Origin of the sequence: Streptomyces sp. NPDC001852, assembly GCF_042891825.1 — a bacterium.
Taxonomy (GTDB): Bacteria; Actinomycetota; Actinomycetes; order Streptomycetales; family Streptomycetaceae; genus Streptomyces.
Genome location: NZ_JBIATN010000006.1, coordinates 373286 through 388901, shown reverse-complemented (window position 1 = coordinate 388901; position 15616 = coordinate 373286). Strand labels below are relative to the sequence as shown.

The following is a 15616-nucleotide window of genomic DNA, read 5'->3' as shown; positions in this document are numbered from 1 at the left end:
AAACGCCCGGTTACATTCCGAACCCGGAAGCTAAGCCTCACAGCGCCGATGGTACTGCAGGGGGGACCCTGTGGGAGAGTAGGACGCCGCCGAACTCCTTTTACAGCTCCGGCTCTTGGGCACTTGCCCAGGAGCCGGAGCTTTTTTGCGTTGAGGTAGGGTCAGGGAGCATCGTTGGCTCGTTTCGCACAGGAGGCCCCCGGGTGGAGGTCCAGGAGACCCGTGTCCAGACGGACCGGGTCCTCACCATCCCCAACATCCTCAGCATGGCGCGGCTCGTCGGCGTACCCCTCTTCCTGTGGCTGATCCTCAGGCCCGAGTTCGGGGGTCCCAAGAGCGACGGCTGGGCCCTCCTCGTGCTGGCCTTCAGCGGGATCAGTGACTATCTCGACGGCAAGCTCGCACGGCGCTGGAATCAGATCAGCAGTCTCGGCCGGCTTCTCGACCCCGCCGCCGACCGGCTCTATGTCCTTTCCACGCTGGTCGGTCTCACCTGGCGGGAGATCCTGCCGCTCTGGCTGACCGCCCTCCTGCTCGCGCGTGAGCTGATGCTCCTGGTGATGGTGGGTATCCTCCGCCGGCACGGGTATCCGCCGCCGCAGGTGAACTTCCTCGGGAAGGCAGCGACCTTCAACTTGATGTACGCCTTCCCGTTGCTGCTCCTCAGCGACGGCAGCACCTGGATCGCGTCACTGGCTGCTATTTTCGGATGGGCGTTCGCCGGATGGGGTACAACGCTCTACTGGTGGGCAGGAGTGCTCTACGTGGTACAGGTCCGCCGTCTGGTTCGTGCGGACGCCATGGCCGATTGAGCTCGGCGATTGTCCGGACGTTACGCCACGATGGCCCGCGGTGGAAAAGTGCGGGACAATCTGGACGGGTGAAGTCGGCTAGACCGTCGTCTCTTGGAGGAGGACGCTTCCGACATGAAGGCCGTCGTGATGGCCGGGGGCGAAGGCACCCGCCTGCGCCCCATGACCTCTAGCATGCCCAAGCCGCTCCTGCCTGTGGCCAACCGCCCGATCATGGAGCACGTGCTACGGCTGCTCAAAAGGCACGGGCTCACCGAGACCGTTGTCACCGTCCAGTTCCTGGCATCGCTCGTCAAGAACTACTTCGGCGACGGCGAAGAGCTCGGAATGGAGCTCACGTATGCCAATGAGGAGAAGCCACTCGGTACCGCCGGAAGCGTCAAGAACGCCGAAGAGGCGTTGAAGGACGATGCTTTCCTCGTCATCTCCGGCGATGCCCTGACCGACTTCGACCTCACGGAGCTGATCAATTTCCACAAGGAGAAGGGCTCCCTGGTCACGGTCTGTCTGACCCGGGTTCCCAACCCGCTGGAGTTCGGCATCACCATCGTCGACGAGGAAGGCAAGGTCGAGCGTTTCCTGGAGAAGCCGACCTGGGGACAGGTCTTCTCCGACACGGTCAACACGGGCATCTATGTCATGGAGCCCGAGGTATTCAACTACGTCGAACCCGACGTTCCGGTCGACTGGTCCGGCGACGTTTTCCCGCAGCTCATGAAGGAAGGCAAGCCCATCTACGGCTTTGTCGCCGAGGGCTACTGGGAGGACGTGGGCACCCACGAGAGCTATGTGAAGGCCCAGGCCGATGTTCTCGAGGGCAAGGTGAACGTCGACATCGACGGCTTCGAGATCTCTCCTGGTGTGTGGGTGGCCGAAGGTGCGGAGGTGCACCCCGATGCCGTGCTGCGTGGACCGCTGTACATCGGCGACTACGCGAAGGTCGAGGCCGGCGCGGAGATCCGGGAGCACACGGTCGTCGGCTCGAACGTCGTCGTCAAGAGCGGCGCCTTTCTGCACAAGGCGGTCGTGCACGACAACGTGTATGTCGGGCAGCACAGCAATCTGCGTGGCTGCGTCGTCGGCAAGAACACCGACATCATGCGCGCTGCGCGGATCGAGGACGGCGCGGTCATCGGTGACGAGTGCCTGATCGGTGAGGAATCGATCGTGCAGGGCAACGTCCGGGTCTACCCGTTCAAGACCATCGAAGCCGGCGCCTTCGTCAACACCTCTGTCATCTGGGAGTCCAGGGGACAGGCCCATCTGTTCGGTGCCCGTGGCGTGTCCGGCATCCTGAACGTGGAGATCACGCCGGAACTCGCCGTGCGGCTGGCCGGCGCCTATGCGACCACCCTCAAGAAGGGCTCCACGGTCACCACGGCGCGCGACCACTCCCGAGGCGCCCGTGCGCTCAAGCGGGCGGTGATCTCCGCTCTGCAGGCCAGCGCCATCGACGTGCGGGACCTGGAGAACGTGCCGCTGCCGGTGGCCCGCCAGCAGACCGCGCGGGGCAGCGCCGGCGGCATCATGATCCGGACCTCGCCGGGTGTGCCGGACTCGGTCGACATCATGTTCTTCGACGGCAACGGCGCGGACCTGTCGCAGGGCAGCCAGCGCAAGCTGGACCGGGTGTTCGCGCGGCAGGAGTACCGGCGGGCGTTCCCCGGCGAGATCGGCGACCTGTACTTCCCGGCGAGCGTCTTCGACTCGTACACCGGATCACTGCTGCGGAACGTCGACACCACCGGGATCGCCGAGGCCGGTCTCAAGGTGGTCGTGGACGCCTCCAACGGCAGTGCCGGGCTGGTGCTGCCCAGCCTGCTCGGCAAGCTGGGCGTGGACTCCCTGACCATCAACCCCGGTCTGGACGAGTCCCGGCCCACGGAGACGGAGGAGATGCGCCGCAAGGGACTGGTGCGGCTCGGCGAGATAGTGGCGTCCTCGGGAGCCGCGTTCGGTGTCCGGTTCGACCCCGTCGGGGAGCGGCTGTCGCTCGTGGACGAGAAGGGCCGGATCATCGAGGACGACCGCGCGCTGCTGGTGATGCTGGACCTGGTGGCCGCGGAGCGGCGCAGCGGCCGGGTGGCCCTGCCGGTGACGACGACCCGGATCGCCGAGCAGGTGGCCGCCTATCACGGCACCCAGGTCGAGTGGACCACCACCTCGCCGGACGACCTCACGCGGGTCGGCGGCGAGGAGGGCACCATCTTCGGCGGCGACGGCAAGGGTGGCTTCATCGTCCCCGAGTTCAGCAGCGTCTACGACGGCACGGCGGCCTTCGTGCGGCTGATCGGGCTGGTGGCGCGCACGCAGCTCACGCTGAGCCAGATCGACGCGCGGATCCCGCGGGCGCATGTCCTCAAGCGGGATCTGGCCACGCCGTGGGCCGTCAAGGGTCTGGTCATGCGGCGGGTGGTCGAGGCCGCAGGAGATCGCTTTGTCGACACGACGGACGGTGTGCGGGTCGTGGAGACGGACGGGCGCTGGGTGATGGTGCTGCCCGACCCGGCCGAGGCCGTCACCCACCTGTGGGCCGAGGGCCCCGACGACGCCTCGGCGCAGGCCCTGCTGGACGAGTGGTCGGCCGTCGTGGACAGCGCCGGACGGTAAGAGAAGGTAAGGGAACTCGGACCACCGGACGGCAAAATCCACGCACGCGCGCGTGCCGGACAAGTGTCCCCCAAGGGGGCCTGTCCGGCACGCCGGTGGGGCCATTCGGAGGTACTCCTCGCGACATGCGACGATGTGCGGCATGCCGCAGCAACCCCCCGTTCGGAGCAGCCCCACGCGGGCGCAGCGCCCGGACGCCTCCATGTCGTTGATCACCAACGTCATGGACCACAGTCTCGACGACGGGTATGCCGAGGCCGCCGCCCGCAGGAAGTCCCAGGGTGAGGGCGGTCTGCCCAGGACCCTCAGGGCGAAGCTCGGCCTCGCGGCGGGCCTCGTCCTCGCGGCGCTGGTCGTGACCGTGGGGGCGGCACAGACGCAGGCGGCGGCCCCAGTGGTGGCCAAGGAGCGGCAGGAGCTGATCGACCGCATCGACAGCGAGACCGCGAACGCGGACAAGCTGGAGGGTACGGTCGACAGGCTCCGGGACGACGTCGGCGCGCGCCAGCGGGCGGCGCTGGAGTCGAGCGGGGGCAGCGCGCCGGCGGACCTGGTGGGCGTGCTGTCGGGCGCCACGGCGGTCCACGGTCCGGGCGTCAGGCTCGTCGTGGACGACGCCAAGGAGGCCAGCACCGGCGGTGACGGCACCAACCCGCGGCAGACCTCCGGGTTCTCCGACACCGGCCGGGTGCGCGACCGGGACATGCAGCGCGTGGTGAACGGGCTGTGGCAGTCCGGTGCCGAGGCCGTCTCCATCAACGGGCAGCGGCTGACCTCCCTGTCCGCGATCAGGGCCGCGGGCGACGCGATACTGGTCGACAACAGGCCGCTGGTGCCGCCGTACACGGTGCTGGCGGTGGGGGACGGGGGCCGGTTGAACAACCGGTTCCAGAACAGCGCGGACGGCCTGTATCTGCACGCGCTGGAGCAGGACTTCGGCATCCGCGCCACCATCTCCACGGAGAGTGACGTGCGGTTGCCTGCCGCACCGAGTGTGATCGTACGCACAGCACAGCCGAGCACCGGCAAGACTGAGAAGGGCACATCGTGATCGCCGTACTGGGCCTCGTCGTGGGAGTCGTGGCCGGCCTGTTGGTCCGGCCCGAGGTTCCGGCGGTCGTCGAGCCTTATCTGCCGATCGCCGTCGTCGCGGCGCTGGACGCCGTGTTCGGCGGTCTGCGGGCCATGCTCGACGGGATCTTCGACGACAAGGTCTTCGTGGTGTCGTTCCTGTCGAACGTCGTCGTCGCCGCGCTGATCGTGTTCCTGGGCGACAAGTTGGGCGTGGGTGCGCAGCTGTCCACGGGTGTCGTGGTCGTCCTCGGCATCCGGATCTTCTCCAACGCCGCGGCGATCCGGCGACACGTGTTCCGGGCGTGACACCGATGAGTGAGCAGAACGAGCCGAACGCGCCGGACGAGCAGCCGGCGAAGCCGGAGAACAGGCTGCGCAAGGAACTGCCCGAGGAGGTGCCCGCGCCGGCACCGGAGCCGGCGCCGGAGCAGCAGACGGAGGAGCCGCTGACCGGCCGGCAGCGGCTGGTGAAGGGGTTGTGGCCACCGCGGCTGACCCGGGCCCAACTCATCGTCGCCCTGCTGCTGTTCGGCCTCGGGTTCGGCCTGGCGGTGCAGGTGGCGTCCACCAGCGACAGCGACAGCGCGCTGCGCGGCGCACGTCAGGAGGATCTTGTCCGCATCCTCGATGAACTGGATGCGCGTACTCAGCGTCTTGAGGACGAGAAGCAGGGACTCGAAAAGCAGCGCCAGGAACTGCAGAGCAGCTCCGACCAGGCGGCGGAGGCTCGCAAGCAGACGGCCGAGAAGGAGAAGCAACTCGGCATCCTGGCGGGCACCGTGGCGGCGCAGGGTCCCGGCATCACGATGACGATCGAGGACACGAAGGGGACGGTCAAGGCGGACATGCTGCTCGACGCGATCCAGGAGCTGCGCGCGGCCGGTGCGGAGGCGATCCAGGTGAACGGGGTCCGGGTGGTTGCCGGCACGTACTTCACGGACTCCGGCAACGGCGTGGGCGTCGACGGGAACAAGATCAACGCCCCCTATCGTTTCAAGGTCATCGGCAAGCCGCAGGACCTGGAGCCGGCGCTGAACATTCCCGGAGGCGTGGTGCAGACACTGGAGAAGGAGCAGGCCACGGTGACGGTCCAGCAGTCGGGCAAGATCGTCGCCGACGCCTTGCGGCAGGCGAAGCGGCCTGACTACGCTCGGTCGTCCTCCCAGTGAACCGGTGGTGCATGGGGGACGTCCGGCAAGGGCATGAGGTTGCGGGGGGTCGGCGCATCGAAGGGGTGGTGCGTGGTGGAAACTGTCCGGTGGATACGGACGTTGTGAGAATGTCCGGCTCGGCCGGTGTAGGCAATCAGGGTTCGTCCTGCCCCACGGGCGGGTCTGTTTCGGTCAAGGGGAATCGCCCGTGAAGTTGTTTGCGAAGTTGTTCCGCAAGAGCGCGCGAGAGGGCGGCGACAACGCGACCGCTCGTCACCGCGCACAGCCTGACGCGGAGGGGCGGCGCCCGCTGTTCCGGGATCAGGTCGCTGGTCCGGGCGGCGACATTTCCGGAGGTCAGGGCGGGGCGTCGGTTGACCCTGCCCAGTCCGGCGGCATAGGTTTCGGGCAACCGTCAACCTCAGGTGCGGGTGGAGGGTTCGCCCCCGGTCCGTACGCGTCCAACGCCCCGGCGGGGCAGCCGCAGGAGGATCCGTCGATGTCGGTCCTGGTGTGTACGAGGTGCGGTAACCGCAACGCGGAGAACGCCCGCTTCTGCTCCAACTGTGGCGCGCCGCTGCGCCCCGGGGTGGCGCCGGAGCGTGCCGCCGAGACGACGTCCACGATCTCGATCTCCGGTCTCGAGGCCTACGACTCCGAGGTCACCGGCCAGACGCAGGTGCCCATGCTGTCGCCCGAGGCGCAGGCCGCGGTGGACGCGCTGCCGATGGGCTCGGCACTCCTGGTGGTCCGCCGGGGACCGAACTCGGGCAGCCGCTTCCTGCTGGACAGCGACCTGACCACGGCCGGACGCCACCCGCAGAGCGACATCTTCCTGGACGACGTCACGGTCTCGCGCCGGCACGTGGAGTTCCGGCGCTCCCCGGACGGCTCGTTCACCGTGGCCGACGTGGGCAGTCTGAACGGCACGTACGTCAACCGCGAGCGGATCGACCAGGTCGCCCTGTCGAACGGTGACGAGGTGCAGATCGGCAAGTACCGGCTGGTGTTCTACGCGAGCCGGCAGGGCATCTGACCCGCCCCCGGACCGGTGTCCGGGGGGACTCCCAGGGAAGGTCCATGCTTCAAACACCGAGCGGCGGTGCCGGGAGCGGTACCGCCGCCAGGGACAGTGGGCTGATGAGCATCGGCACGGTGCTGAACGCGCTGCGCGACGAGTTCCCCGAAGTCACCATCTCCAAGATCCGTTTCCTGGAGTCGGAGGGGCTCATCGAGCCGCAGCGGACCCCGTCGGGGTACCGCAAGTTCAGCGCCGGGGATGTCGAGCGCCTGGCGCATGTGCTGCGGATGCAGCGGGACCACTATCTGCCGCTCAAGGTGATCCGCGAGCACCTGGACGCCATGGAGCGGGGCGAGGCCGTCCAGCTGCCCGTGGTGGGCCGACAGCGCACGAGTGAGGACGCTCCGGAGCAGGCCACGGCGCCCACGGTGGCACGGATCGGCAGGACCGAGCTGATGGCGGCCGCGGAGATCGACGAGGGCGACCTCAAGGAGTGGGAGTCGTACGGGCTCATCGCTCCCCTGGAGGACGGGGCGTACGACGCCGAGGCGGTCACCGTGGCCTCGCTCGTCGCCGAGCTGGGCCGGTTCGGGATCGAGCCACGGCACCTGCGGGTGATGAAGGCGGCCGCCGACCGCGAGGCCGGGCTGGTCGACCAGGTGGTGGCCCCGCTCAGGCGCCACCGCAACCCGCAGACCAGGGCCCATGCCGAGGCCCGCACGAAGGAGCTGGCGGCGCTCACGGTGAAACTGCACGCGGCGCTGGTGCAGACCGCCCTCGGGGTACGGCTGCCGTGAACGCCCGGAGCCGCCGGCGGCCGGATCGGGCACCTGTTCCCGGCCCGACTACCCAAACATCCCGGGCACGGCCTAGGGTTGCTGTGTGAACGAGCTCGATGTCGTAGGTGTCCGGGTCGAAATGCCCTCCAACCAACCGATCGTGCTCCTGCGCGAAGTGGGAGGCGACCGTTACCTCCCCATCTGGATCGGGCCGGGGGAGGCGACGGCGATCGCTTTCGCCCAGCAGGGCATGGCCCCCGCCAGGCCGCTGACCCACGACCTGTTCAAGGACGTGCTGGAGGCCGTGGGCCAGGAGCTGACCGAAGTACGCATCACCGATCTGCGGGAAGGTGTTTTCTACGCGGAGCTGGTCTTCGCCAGCGGCGTCGAGGTCAGCGCGCGTCCCTCCGATGCCATAGCGCTGGCCCTGCGCACCGGAACGCCGATCTACGGCAGTGACGCGGTGCTGGACGACGCCGGCATCGCCATCCCGGACGAGCAGGAGGACGAGGTGGAGAAGTTCCGCGAGTTCCTCGACCAGATCTCGCCCGAGGACTTCGGCACCAGCAGCCAGTGAAGACGAACGCCGGTGAGCGTCGGCACCCCGTGCACGGGCACGTGCCACCGGCCATTGAGAGCGTCCTAGGCCCTCCCCCGAACGCATTCGGCTAGCCTTTCCCCGCGGTGGGACACGGGAAACCACTCCTAGGGTGATTATCACTCGGCGTGCCGAGTGTGGCGATCGTTGACGCACCCCTGGTGACTGCCTACCGTCGTGAGGGCAGGTCAAGGACGGAGGTCGGCGTGAGAACCAGCGGCGACGGTACGGCTGGGGGTGCCCCCGGACGCGGGTTCGGGGAGAGCGGTCCGTACCCTCCCCCGAGCTCTCAGCTGCGTTCGAACAGGGGGTACCCCCAGCCGAGCAGCGCGGTCGATCACGCCCCGCAGCGGCCAACGGTGGTGCCGAACGGCGGAGGGGCGGCGTCCATGGGGTCGGAACAGATCGGTTACCGCGGCCCGACGGCCTGCGCGGCCGCGGGCATCACCTACCGGCAGCTGGACTACTGGGCGCGCACCGGTCTGGTCGAGCCGAGCGTGCGGCCCGCGTACGGATCGGGCACGCAGCGGCTGTACAGCTTTCGTGACGTCGTCGTACTGAAGATCGTCAAGCGCTTCCTGGACACCGGGGTCTCGCTGCAGAACATCCGCACGGCCGTGCAGCACCTCAGGGAACGCGGTTTCCGCGACCTGGAGCGGATGACCCTGATGAGCGATGGCGCCACGGTGTACGAGTGCTCCTCGCCGGACGAGGTCCACGCCCTGCTCCAGGGCGGTCAGGGCATCTTCGGGATCGCCGTCGGCGTGGTGTGGCGGGACGTGGAAAGCGCGCTCTCCCAGCTGCACGGCGAGCGCATCGACACCGGGGAGACCCTCGTCGGGCACAACCCCGCGGACGAACTGGCGCGGCGCCGCAACCGGGCGGTCTGACACCGGTCCCGTCCGCGGCGGGGCATTGTCAGTGCCGTGGTGCAGCATCGGAGATGTGAGAAACGCGCCCACGATCCTGCATCTCGACATGGATGCCTTCTACGCCTCGGTGGAGCAGGCATCCAAGCCGAGCCTGCGCGGGAAGGCGGTCGTCGTGGGCGGGCTCGGACCGCGCGGGGTGGTGGCCACCGCGTCGTACGAGGCACGGGTCTTCGGGGTCCACTCGGCGATGCCCATGGCCCAGGCGCGCCGGCTGGCACCCAATGCCGCGTATCTGGTGCCGCGCTTCACCGTGTACCGGGCGATCAGCGAGCAGGTGATGGCACTGCTGCGGGAGCTGTCGCCGCTGGTGGAGCCGCTCAGCCTGGACGAGGCGTTCGTGGATCTGGAGGCGGGCGGGACGGCCTGGGACGAGGAGTCGGCGCGGCTGGCCGGGATCAAGCTGCGCGCGGACATCAGGGCGGTCACCGGGCTGACCGGATCGGTGGGACTCGCCGCCTCCAAGATGCTCGCCAAGATCGCCTCGGAGCAGGCCAAGCCGGACGGCCTGGTGGTCATCGAGCCGGGGTCCGAGCGGGCGTTGCTGGCCCCGATGCCGGTGCGGACGCTGCCGGGGGTCGGTCCGGCCACCGGGGACCATCTGCGCAGGGCGGGGATCACCACGGTCGAGGAGCTGGCCGAAGCGGGCGAGGACGAGCTGGTCCGGCTGCTCGGCAAGGCGCACGGGCACGCGCTGTACGCCATGGCCCTGGCCCACGACGAGCGGCCCGTGGTCGCCGAGCGCGAGGCGAAGTCGGTGTCGGTCGAGGACACCTACGACGTGGACATCCATGACCGGCTGCGGATCGGGCTGGAGGTGCAGCGGCTCGCCGACCGGTGCGTGGGGCGGCTGCGCGGAGCCAGGCTGTCGGGGCGGACGATCGTGCTGAAGGTACGGCGGTACGACTTCTCGACGCTGACCAGGTCGGAGACGTTGCGGGGGCCGACGGACGATCCGGCGGTGGTGCGGGAGGCGGCGGCGCGGCTGCTGGACTCCGTGGACACCACGGGCGGGGTACGGCTGCTGGGGGTGGGCGTCTCCGGGCTCGCCGACTACACGCAGGAGGATCTGTTCGCGCAGGCCCTGCCCGCGCGGGCGGCGGAGGCGCCGGAGGAGGCCGAGGCCGAGGTGGTCGTGGAGCGGCCGGAGCCCGTGGAAAGGCACTGGCGGGCGGGACAGGACGTCCGGCACGCGGAGTACGGGCACGGGTGGGTGCAGGGGAGTGGGCTGGGGCGGGTCACCGTGCGCTTCGAGACGCCGCAGTCCGCTCCGGGGCGGGTGCGGACGTTCTTCGTCGAGGATCCTGCGCTGGAGGCCGCTGATCCGTTGCCCTTGGTCTCGGATCACCGGCACGGGGCTCCGCCCCGGACCCCTGAGGACGATCAGGTTTCCTCCGACCCCGCCAGCTTGCCGAATTCGTGGTCCGGGGCCGAGGCAGGTGAGGCCACGTCGAGGCCGTAGTGGTGGTAGAGCTGGAGCTCCTGCTCGGGGGAGAGGTGGCGGCCCACGCCGAAGTCCGGGGCGTCCCTGATCAGCGCGCGGTCGAAGGGGACACGGAGGGTGCCCTCGATCAGTTCGCTCGGCTCCAGGGGGACGAAGGCGTCGCGGGAGAACAGGCCGGTGCGTATGGCCGCCCACTCGGGCACGCCGGTCGCGTCGTCGAGGTACACCTCGTCGATGGTGCCGATCTTGGTGCCGTTGCGGTCGAACGCCTTGCGGCCGATCAGGTTGCGCGGATCGATGTCGGTCTGCACGGTCCCTCTCCCTCCACGTGGTCGCAACTCATCCGTAAGCACTACAAAAGAGCACATTCAGGGAGGCGGCCACTCGAGGGCTCGGGCGTTGACCTCGCTGGTAGGCTGACAGCGGCTGCTGACCCCGTGCGGGAGAGTCCTCCGACCACCTCGGAGGCGCCGAAGGAGCAAATCCTCCCCGGAATCTCTCAGGCTCACGTACCGCACGGACGAGGTCACTCTGGAAAGCAGGGCGGGTGTCGACGGCTCCCGCTCTCACCGACGGTGAAAACCGGGACGTACCCGGTGAAGCTCTCAGGTTGAGATGACAGAGGGGGAGGCCGTCCGGGCACCCGCGCCGTGGTGCCCTTCGAAGGTCGCGTCAGACCAGGAGGCCTCCGCAATGACCGCCCATCGTATTCCGCTCTCGGAGCTCGAAGCGGGCATCCCGTTCGAGCAGCGCCACATCGGGCCCGACCAGGAGGCGCGGGCCAAGATGCTCGCGCAGGTCGGCTACGGTTCGCTGGACGAGCTGACCGCCGCGGCGGTCCCGGATGTGATCAAGAACGCCGACGCCCTCGACCTGCCGGGCGCCCGTACCGAGGCCGAGGTGCTCGCCGAGCTGCGCTCGCTCGCCGACCGCAACCAGGTCCTCGACTCCATGATCGGCCTCGGCTACTACGGCACCTTCACGCCGCCGGTCATCCTGCGCAACGTCATGGAGAACCCGGCCTGGTACACGGCCTACACGCCGTACCAGCCGGAGATCTCCCAGGGGCGGCTGGAAGCCCTGCTGAACTTCCAGACCGTGGTCGCCGACCTCACCGGCCTGCCGACCTCCGGTGCCTCCCTGCTGGACGAGGGCACCGCCGCCGCCGAGGCCTTGGCGCTGTCCCGGCGCATGGGCAAGAACAAGAAGGGCCTCTTCCTGGTCGACGCGGACGCGCTTCCGCAGACCATCGCCGTCATCCAGACCCGCGCCGAGCCGACCGGCGTCGAGGTGGTCGTCGCCGACCTCGGCGACGGCATCCCGGCCGACATCGCCGCGCGTGACATCAACGGCGTGCTGATCCAGTACCCGGGCGCCTCCGGTGCCGTACGCGACATCAAGCCGGTCATCGACCAGGCGCACGAGCTCGGCGCGCTCGTCACCGTCGCCGCCGACCTGCTCGCCCTGACGCTGCTGACCTCGCCCGGCGAGCTCGGCGCCGACATCGCCGTCGGCACCACCCAGCGCTTCGGCGTGCCGATGGGCTTCGGCGGTCCGCACGCCGGCTACATGGCGGTGCACGAGAAGTTCGCGCGCAGCCTGCCCGGCCGCCTCGTGGGCGTCTCCGTCGACGCCGACGGGAACAAGGCCTACCGGCTCGCGCTGCAGACCCGTGAGCAGCACATCCGCCGGGAGAAGGCGACCAGCAACATCTGCACCGCGCAGGTGCTGCTGGCCGTGATGGCCGGCATGTACGCCGTCTACCACGGGCCGGAGGGCCTGAAGACCATCGCCCGCCGCACGCACCGGTACGCCACCCTCCTCGCCGAGGGCCTGAAGGCCGGCGGGGTCGAGATCGTGCACGGCGCCTTCTTCGACACCCTCACCGCGCGCGTGCCCGGCCAGGCCGCCGAGATCGTCGCCGCCGCGCGGGAGAACGGCGTCAACCTCCACCTGACCGACGCCGACCACGTCTCCCTGGCCTGCGACGAGACCACCAAGCGGGCCCAGCTGGAGGCCGTCTGGTCCGCCTTCGGCGTCAAGGGCGACATCGAGGCCCTCGACGAGACCGCCGAGGACGCCCTGCCCGAGGCGCTGCTGCGCACCGACACGTACCTCACCCACCCGGTCTTCCACCAGCACCGCTCCGAGACGGCGATGCTGCGTTACCTGCGCAGGCTGGCCGACCGCGACTACGCGCTCGACCGCGGCATGATCCCGCTGGGCTCCTGCACCATGAAGCTCAACGCGACCACCGAGATGGAGCCGGTCACCTGGCCCGAGTTCGGTCAGCTGCACCCCTTCGCGCCCGCCGAACAGGCCGAGGGCTACCTCACGCTCATCCGTGAGCTGGAGGAACGTCTCGCCGAGGTCACCGGCTACGACAAGGTCTCCCTGCAGCCGAACGCCGGTTCACAGGGCGAGCTGGCCGGTCTGCTCGCCGTACGCGGCTACCACCGGGCCAACGGCGACGAGCAGCGCATCGTCTGCCTCATCCCGTCCTCCGCGCACGGCACCAACGCCGCCAGCGCCGTGATGGCCGGCATGAAGGTCGTCGTCGTCAAGACCGCCGAGGACGGCGAGATCGACGTCGAGGACCTGCGGGCGAAGATCGAGCAGTACCGCGACGAGCTGGCGGTACTGATGATCACCTACCCGTCGACGCACGGCGTGTTCGAGGAGCACGTCGCCGACATCTGTGCCCAGGTGCACGAGGCGGGCGGCCAGGTGTACGTCGACGGCGCCAACCTCAACGCGCTGGTCGGCCTCGCCAAGCCCGGCCACTTCGGCGGTGACGTCTCCCACCTGAACCTGCACAAGACCTTCTGCATCCCGCACGGCGGCGGTGGCCCCGGCGTCGGCCCGGTCGCGGTCCGCTCGCACCTGGCGCCGTACCTGCCGAACCACCCGCTGCAGCCGGCCGCGGGCCCGGAGACGGGCGTCGGCCCGATCTCGGCCGCCCCCTGGGGCTCCGCGGGCATCCTGCCCATTTCCTGGGCGTACGTCCGGCTGATGGGCGGCGAGGGCCTCAAGCGGGCCACGCAGGTGGCCGTGCTCTCCGCGAACTACATCGCCAAGCGCCTGGAGCCGCACTACCCGGTGCTCTACACGGGCCCCGGCAACCTGGTCGCGCACGAGTGCATCATCGACCTGCGCCCGCTGACCAAGGCGACCGGTGTGAGCGTGGACGACGTGGCCAAGCGCCTGATCGACTACGGCTTCCACGCGCCGACCATGTCCTTCCCGGTGGCCGGCACGCTGATGATCGAGCCGACCGAGTCGGAGGACATCGCCGAGCTGGACCGGTTCTGCGACACGATGATCGCCATCCGCGCGGAGATCGAGAAGGTCGGCTCGGGCGAGTGGCCGACGGAGGACAACCCGCTGCGGAACGCGCCGCACACCGCCGCCGCCCTCGGCGACGCGTGGGCGCACGCCTACAGCCGCGAGCAGGCCGTCTTCCCGGCCGGTGTCTCGGCCGCCGACAAGTACTGGCCTCCGGTGCGCCGTATCGACCAGGCCTTCGGCGACCGCAACCTGGTGTGCTCCTGCCCGCCGCTGGACGCGTACGAGGACTGAGCGAGCGGTGACCCCCGGGGCCCCGTCCGGTTTCCGGGCGGGGCCCCGCCGTCTCAGGCCGTCGCCAGTGACACCTCGGTCGCCTTGATGAGGGCGAACACGTCGGAGCCCACGAAGAGGCCGAGGTCGGCGACCGCGTCCTTGGTGATCGCCGCGGTCAGTTCGCCGCCGTCGACGGAGATCTTCACGGTGGCCATGACGGCGCCGGTGGTGAGGCCGGTGATCGCGCCGGGGAGCTGGTTGCGGATCGACAGGCCCTCCACCCGACGGGTGGCCAGGGACACCTCGGTCGACTTCACGAGCGCGCGGACGGGCGAGCCGGGGGCGAGGGAGAGCTCCTCGGCGGACTCCTTGGTGATGGCCGCCATGAGGTGCTGGCCGCCCTCCAGACGGAGCTTGACGGTGGCCATGGCCTCTCCCGGTCGCACTTCCGTGACGGTGCCGGGGAGCTGGTTGCGGATGCTCAGGGTCATGGGCACCCACGGTAGGCGCCCGCCCGCTCAGGCCGGGTATGCGTGCGTCTGCGTCGCCTTGACCGTCGCCCAGACGGCAGCGCCCGGATGCAGGTCGAGGTCGGCGGCGGCGACCGTGGTGAGGTCGGCGGCGAGCGGGAGTTCGCCGGTGAGGTCGGCGCGGATCTGGTCGCCGTGCGTCTCCAGGCCGGCCACCTCGCAGCGCCAGAGGTTACGGGCGCTGGCGCCGGTGGGCCGGTCCCGGAACAGGGTGACGGCGGACGGCGGGAACGCCACGAAGGCCGGACCGGACAGCACCTCGGTGGTCGTGATGGTGGGACCCGCGTCGAGCCGCACCGTGTGCCTGTCCGCCTGTCCCCGGTAGAGGTTGAGGCCGACCAGCTGGGCGATGTAGTCGGTGCGCGGATGGCGGGCGATGTCGGCGGGTGAGCCCTCCTGGACGACCCGGCCGTGCTCGATGACGACCAGCCGGTCGGCGAGCACCATGGCGTCCAGCGGGTCGTGCGTGACCAGGACGGCGACCGCCTCGAACTCGGCCAGGTGGCGGCGCAGTTGGGCGCGGACCTCCAGCCGGGTACGGGCGTCTAGGGCAGCAAGCGGCTCGTCCAGGAGCAGCAGCCTCGGGTGGGTGGCCAGGGCGCGGGCGAGGGCCACGCGCTGGGCCTGCCCGCCGGACAGGCGGCGTGGCTTGGCGGCCGCGTGGCCGGCGAGGCCCAGGCGGTCCAGCCATGCGGCGGCCCGGGCCCGGGCCTCGGCCCTGGACGCGCCCCGGCAGCGCGGGCCGAAGGCCACGTTGTCCAGCGCGGACAGGTGCGGGAAGAGCAGATAGTCCTGGAAGACCACGCCGACCGGGCGGGACTCCGGGGGAGTGTGTTCCAGGGCGGTGCCGTCGAGGCGCAGATGGCCGCCGGTGAGCGGGGTGAGTCCGGCGAGGGCGCGCAGGGCGGTGGTCTTGCCGGCGCCGTTCGGCCCGAGGAGGGCGAGGACGTCTCCGGGGGCGGCGCTCAGGGCCACGTCGAGCGCGAAGGAGCCGCGGTCCACGACGAGCCGGGCGTCGAGTCCCTCGTCGCCCACCGTCAGCAGGCCGGCTTCGGGGGCGTCGATGTCGGTCATGGGTCTGTACGTTCGCACATGCCCCGGGTCCGC

At 69.9% G+C, this 15616-nt stretch carries 14 protein-coding genes, 1 rRNA gene and 1 riboswitch; of the genes, 12 read left to right on the top strand and 3 right to left on the bottom strand.

All coding sequences use genetic code 11. The features are described from left to right. The 11 genes from rrf to ACFYZB_RS13830 all read left to right on the top strand — a co-directional run. Positions 1–95: ribosomal RNA gene (gene rrf / locus ACFYZB_RS13880) — 5S ribosomal RNA — on the top strand; the annotation flags it as partial. 108 nt (positions 96–203) lie between these two features. Further along, positions 204–812 carry a CDP-alcohol phosphatidyltransferase family protein gene (locus ACFYZB_RS13875; RefSeq protein ID WP_388758103.1) on the top strand — a complete coding sequence of 203 codons (609 nt, stop codon included), beginning with the start codon at positions 204–206 and terminating at the stop codon, positions 810–812. A gap of 114 nt (positions 813–926) precedes the next feature. Beyond that, positions 927–3422 carry a sugar phosphate nucleotidyltransferase gene (locus tag ACFYZB_RS13870; protein ID WP_388758101.1) on the top strand — a complete coding sequence of 832 codons (2496 nt, stop codon included), beginning with the start codon at positions 927–929 and terminating at the stop codon, positions 3420–3422. A 202-nt stretch (positions 3423–3624) separates the two neighbouring features. Next, the gene (locus tag ACFYZB_RS13865; RefSeq protein WP_388758128.1) at positions 3625–4473 is read left to right on the top strand and encodes a DUF881 domain-containing protein; all 849 of its coding nucleotides are present in this window, start codon (positions 3625–3627) and stop codon (positions 4471–4473) included. Further along, complete coding sequence (locus ACFYZB_RS13860) at positions 4470–4802, top strand: small basic family protein (protein ID WP_003988855.1); 333 nt, start codon at positions 4470–4472, stop codon at positions 4800–4802. Before ACFYZB_RS13865 ends, ACFYZB_RS13860 begins: the two co-directional genes overlap by 4 nt. A gap of 5 nt (positions 4803–4807) precedes the next feature. Then, complete coding sequence (locus ACFYZB_RS13855) at positions 4808–5665, top strand: DUF881 domain-containing protein (protein WP_388758100.1); 858 nt, start codon at positions 4808–4810, stop codon at positions 5663–5665. 190 nt (positions 5666–5855) lie between these two features. After that, positions 5856–6683, top strand: a complete 828-nt coding sequence (locus tag ACFYZB_RS13850; RefSeq protein ID WP_388758098.1) for an FHA domain-containing protein — start codon at positions 5856–5858, stop codon at positions 6681–6683. Positions 6684–6727: 44 nt separating this feature from the next. Next, positions 6728–7465 carry a MerR family transcriptional regulator gene (locus ACFYZB_RS13845; RefSeq protein ID WP_388758096.1) on the top strand — a complete coding sequence of 246 codons (738 nt, stop codon included), beginning with the start codon at positions 6728–6730 and terminating at the stop codon, positions 7463–7465. Positions 7466–7550: 85 nt separating this feature from the next. Next, positions 7551–8024 carry a bifunctional nuclease family protein gene (locus tag ACFYZB_RS13840; RefSeq protein ID WP_053666762.1) on the top strand — a complete coding sequence of 158 codons (474 nt, stop codon included), beginning with the start codon at positions 7551–7553 and terminating at the stop codon, positions 8022–8024. A gap of 227 nt (positions 8025–8251) precedes the next feature. Beyond that, positions 8252–8935, top strand: coding sequence for a MerR family transcriptional regulator (locus ACFYZB_RS13835; protein ID WP_388758094.1), 684 nt, complete (start codon positions 8252–8254; stop codon positions 8933–8935). Positions 8936–8990: 55 nt separating this feature from the next. Beyond that, positions 8991–10436 (top strand): DNA polymerase IV, encoded by a 1446-nt coding sequence (locus ACFYZB_RS13830; RefSeq protein WP_388758092.1) that lies wholly within the window; start codon positions 8991–8993, stop codon positions 10434–10436. On the opposite strand, the gene ACFYZB_RS13825 is transcribed toward ACFYZB_RS13830, so the two are convergent. After that, on the bottom strand, positions 10358–10729 hold the full coding sequence (locus ACFYZB_RS13825) for a PRC-barrel domain-containing protein (RefSeq protein ID WP_388758090.1): 372 nt from the start codon (positions 10727–10729) through the stop codon (positions 10358–10360). The two genes, ACFYZB_RS13830 and ACFYZB_RS13825, sit on opposite strands and share 79 nt — an antisense overlap. A gap of 119 nt (positions 10730–10848) precedes the next feature. Then, positions 10849–10943: riboswitch (glycine riboswitch) on the top strand. A 168-nt stretch (positions 10944–11111) separates the two neighbouring features. Between ACFYZB_RS13825 and gcvP the strand changes: the two genes are divergently transcribed. Then, complete coding sequence (gene gcvP / locus ACFYZB_RS13820; protein ID WP_388758088.1) at positions 11112–13997, top strand: aminomethyl-transferring glycine dehydrogenase; 2886 nt, start codon at positions 11112–11114, stop codon at positions 13995–13997. A gap of 53 nt (positions 13998–14050) precedes the next feature. Here gcvP and ACFYZB_RS13815 read toward each other — a convergent pair whose 3' ends face one another. Next, a complete protein-coding gene (locus ACFYZB_RS13815; protein WP_351205178.1) occupies positions 14051–14470 on the bottom strand; it encodes a TOBE domain-containing protein in 420 nt (139 codons plus the stop codon). 27 nt (positions 14471–14497) lie between these two features. Then, positions 14498–15583 carry an ABC transporter ATP-binding protein gene (locus tag ACFYZB_RS13810; protein ID WP_388758086.1) on the bottom strand — a complete coding sequence of 362 codons (1086 nt, stop codon included), beginning with the start codon at positions 15581–15583 and terminating at the stop codon, positions 14498–14500. Between the last annotated feature and the right edge of the window lie 33 nt (positions 15584–15616).

What these genes read in the sequence shown, in the direction of transcription:
- ACFYZB_RS13865 (WP_388758128.1), top strand. Translation starts at nt 3,625, where the DNA reads ATGTCGTTGATCACCAACGTCATGGACCACAGTCTCGACGACGGGTAT.
- ACFYZB_RS13845 (WP_388758096.1), top strand. Translation starts at nt 6,728, where the DNA reads ATGCTTCAAACACCGAGCGGCGGTGCCGGGAGCGGTACCGCCGCCAGG.
- ACFYZB_RS13815 (WP_351205178.1), bottom strand. Translation starts at nt 14,470, where the DNA reads ATGACCCTGAGCATCCGCAACCAGCTCCCCGGCACCGTCACGGAAGTG.
- gcvP (WP_388758088.1), top strand. Translation starts at nt 11,112, where the DNA reads ATGACCGCCCATCGTATTCCGCTCTCGGAGCTCGAAGCGGGCATCCCG.
- ACFYZB_RS13870 (WP_388758101.1), top strand. Translation starts at nt 927, where the DNA reads ATGAAGGCCGTCGTGATGGCCGGGGGCGAAGGCACCCGCCTGCGCCCC.
- ACFYZB_RS13855 (WP_388758100.1), top strand. Translation starts at nt 4,808, where the DNA reads ATGAGTGAGCAGAACGAGCCGAACGCGCCGGACGAGCAGCCGGCGAAG.
- ACFYZB_RS13810 (WP_388758086.1), bottom strand. Translation starts at nt 15,583, where the DNA reads ATGACCGACATCGACGCCCCCGAAGCCGGCCTGCTGACGGTGGGCGAC.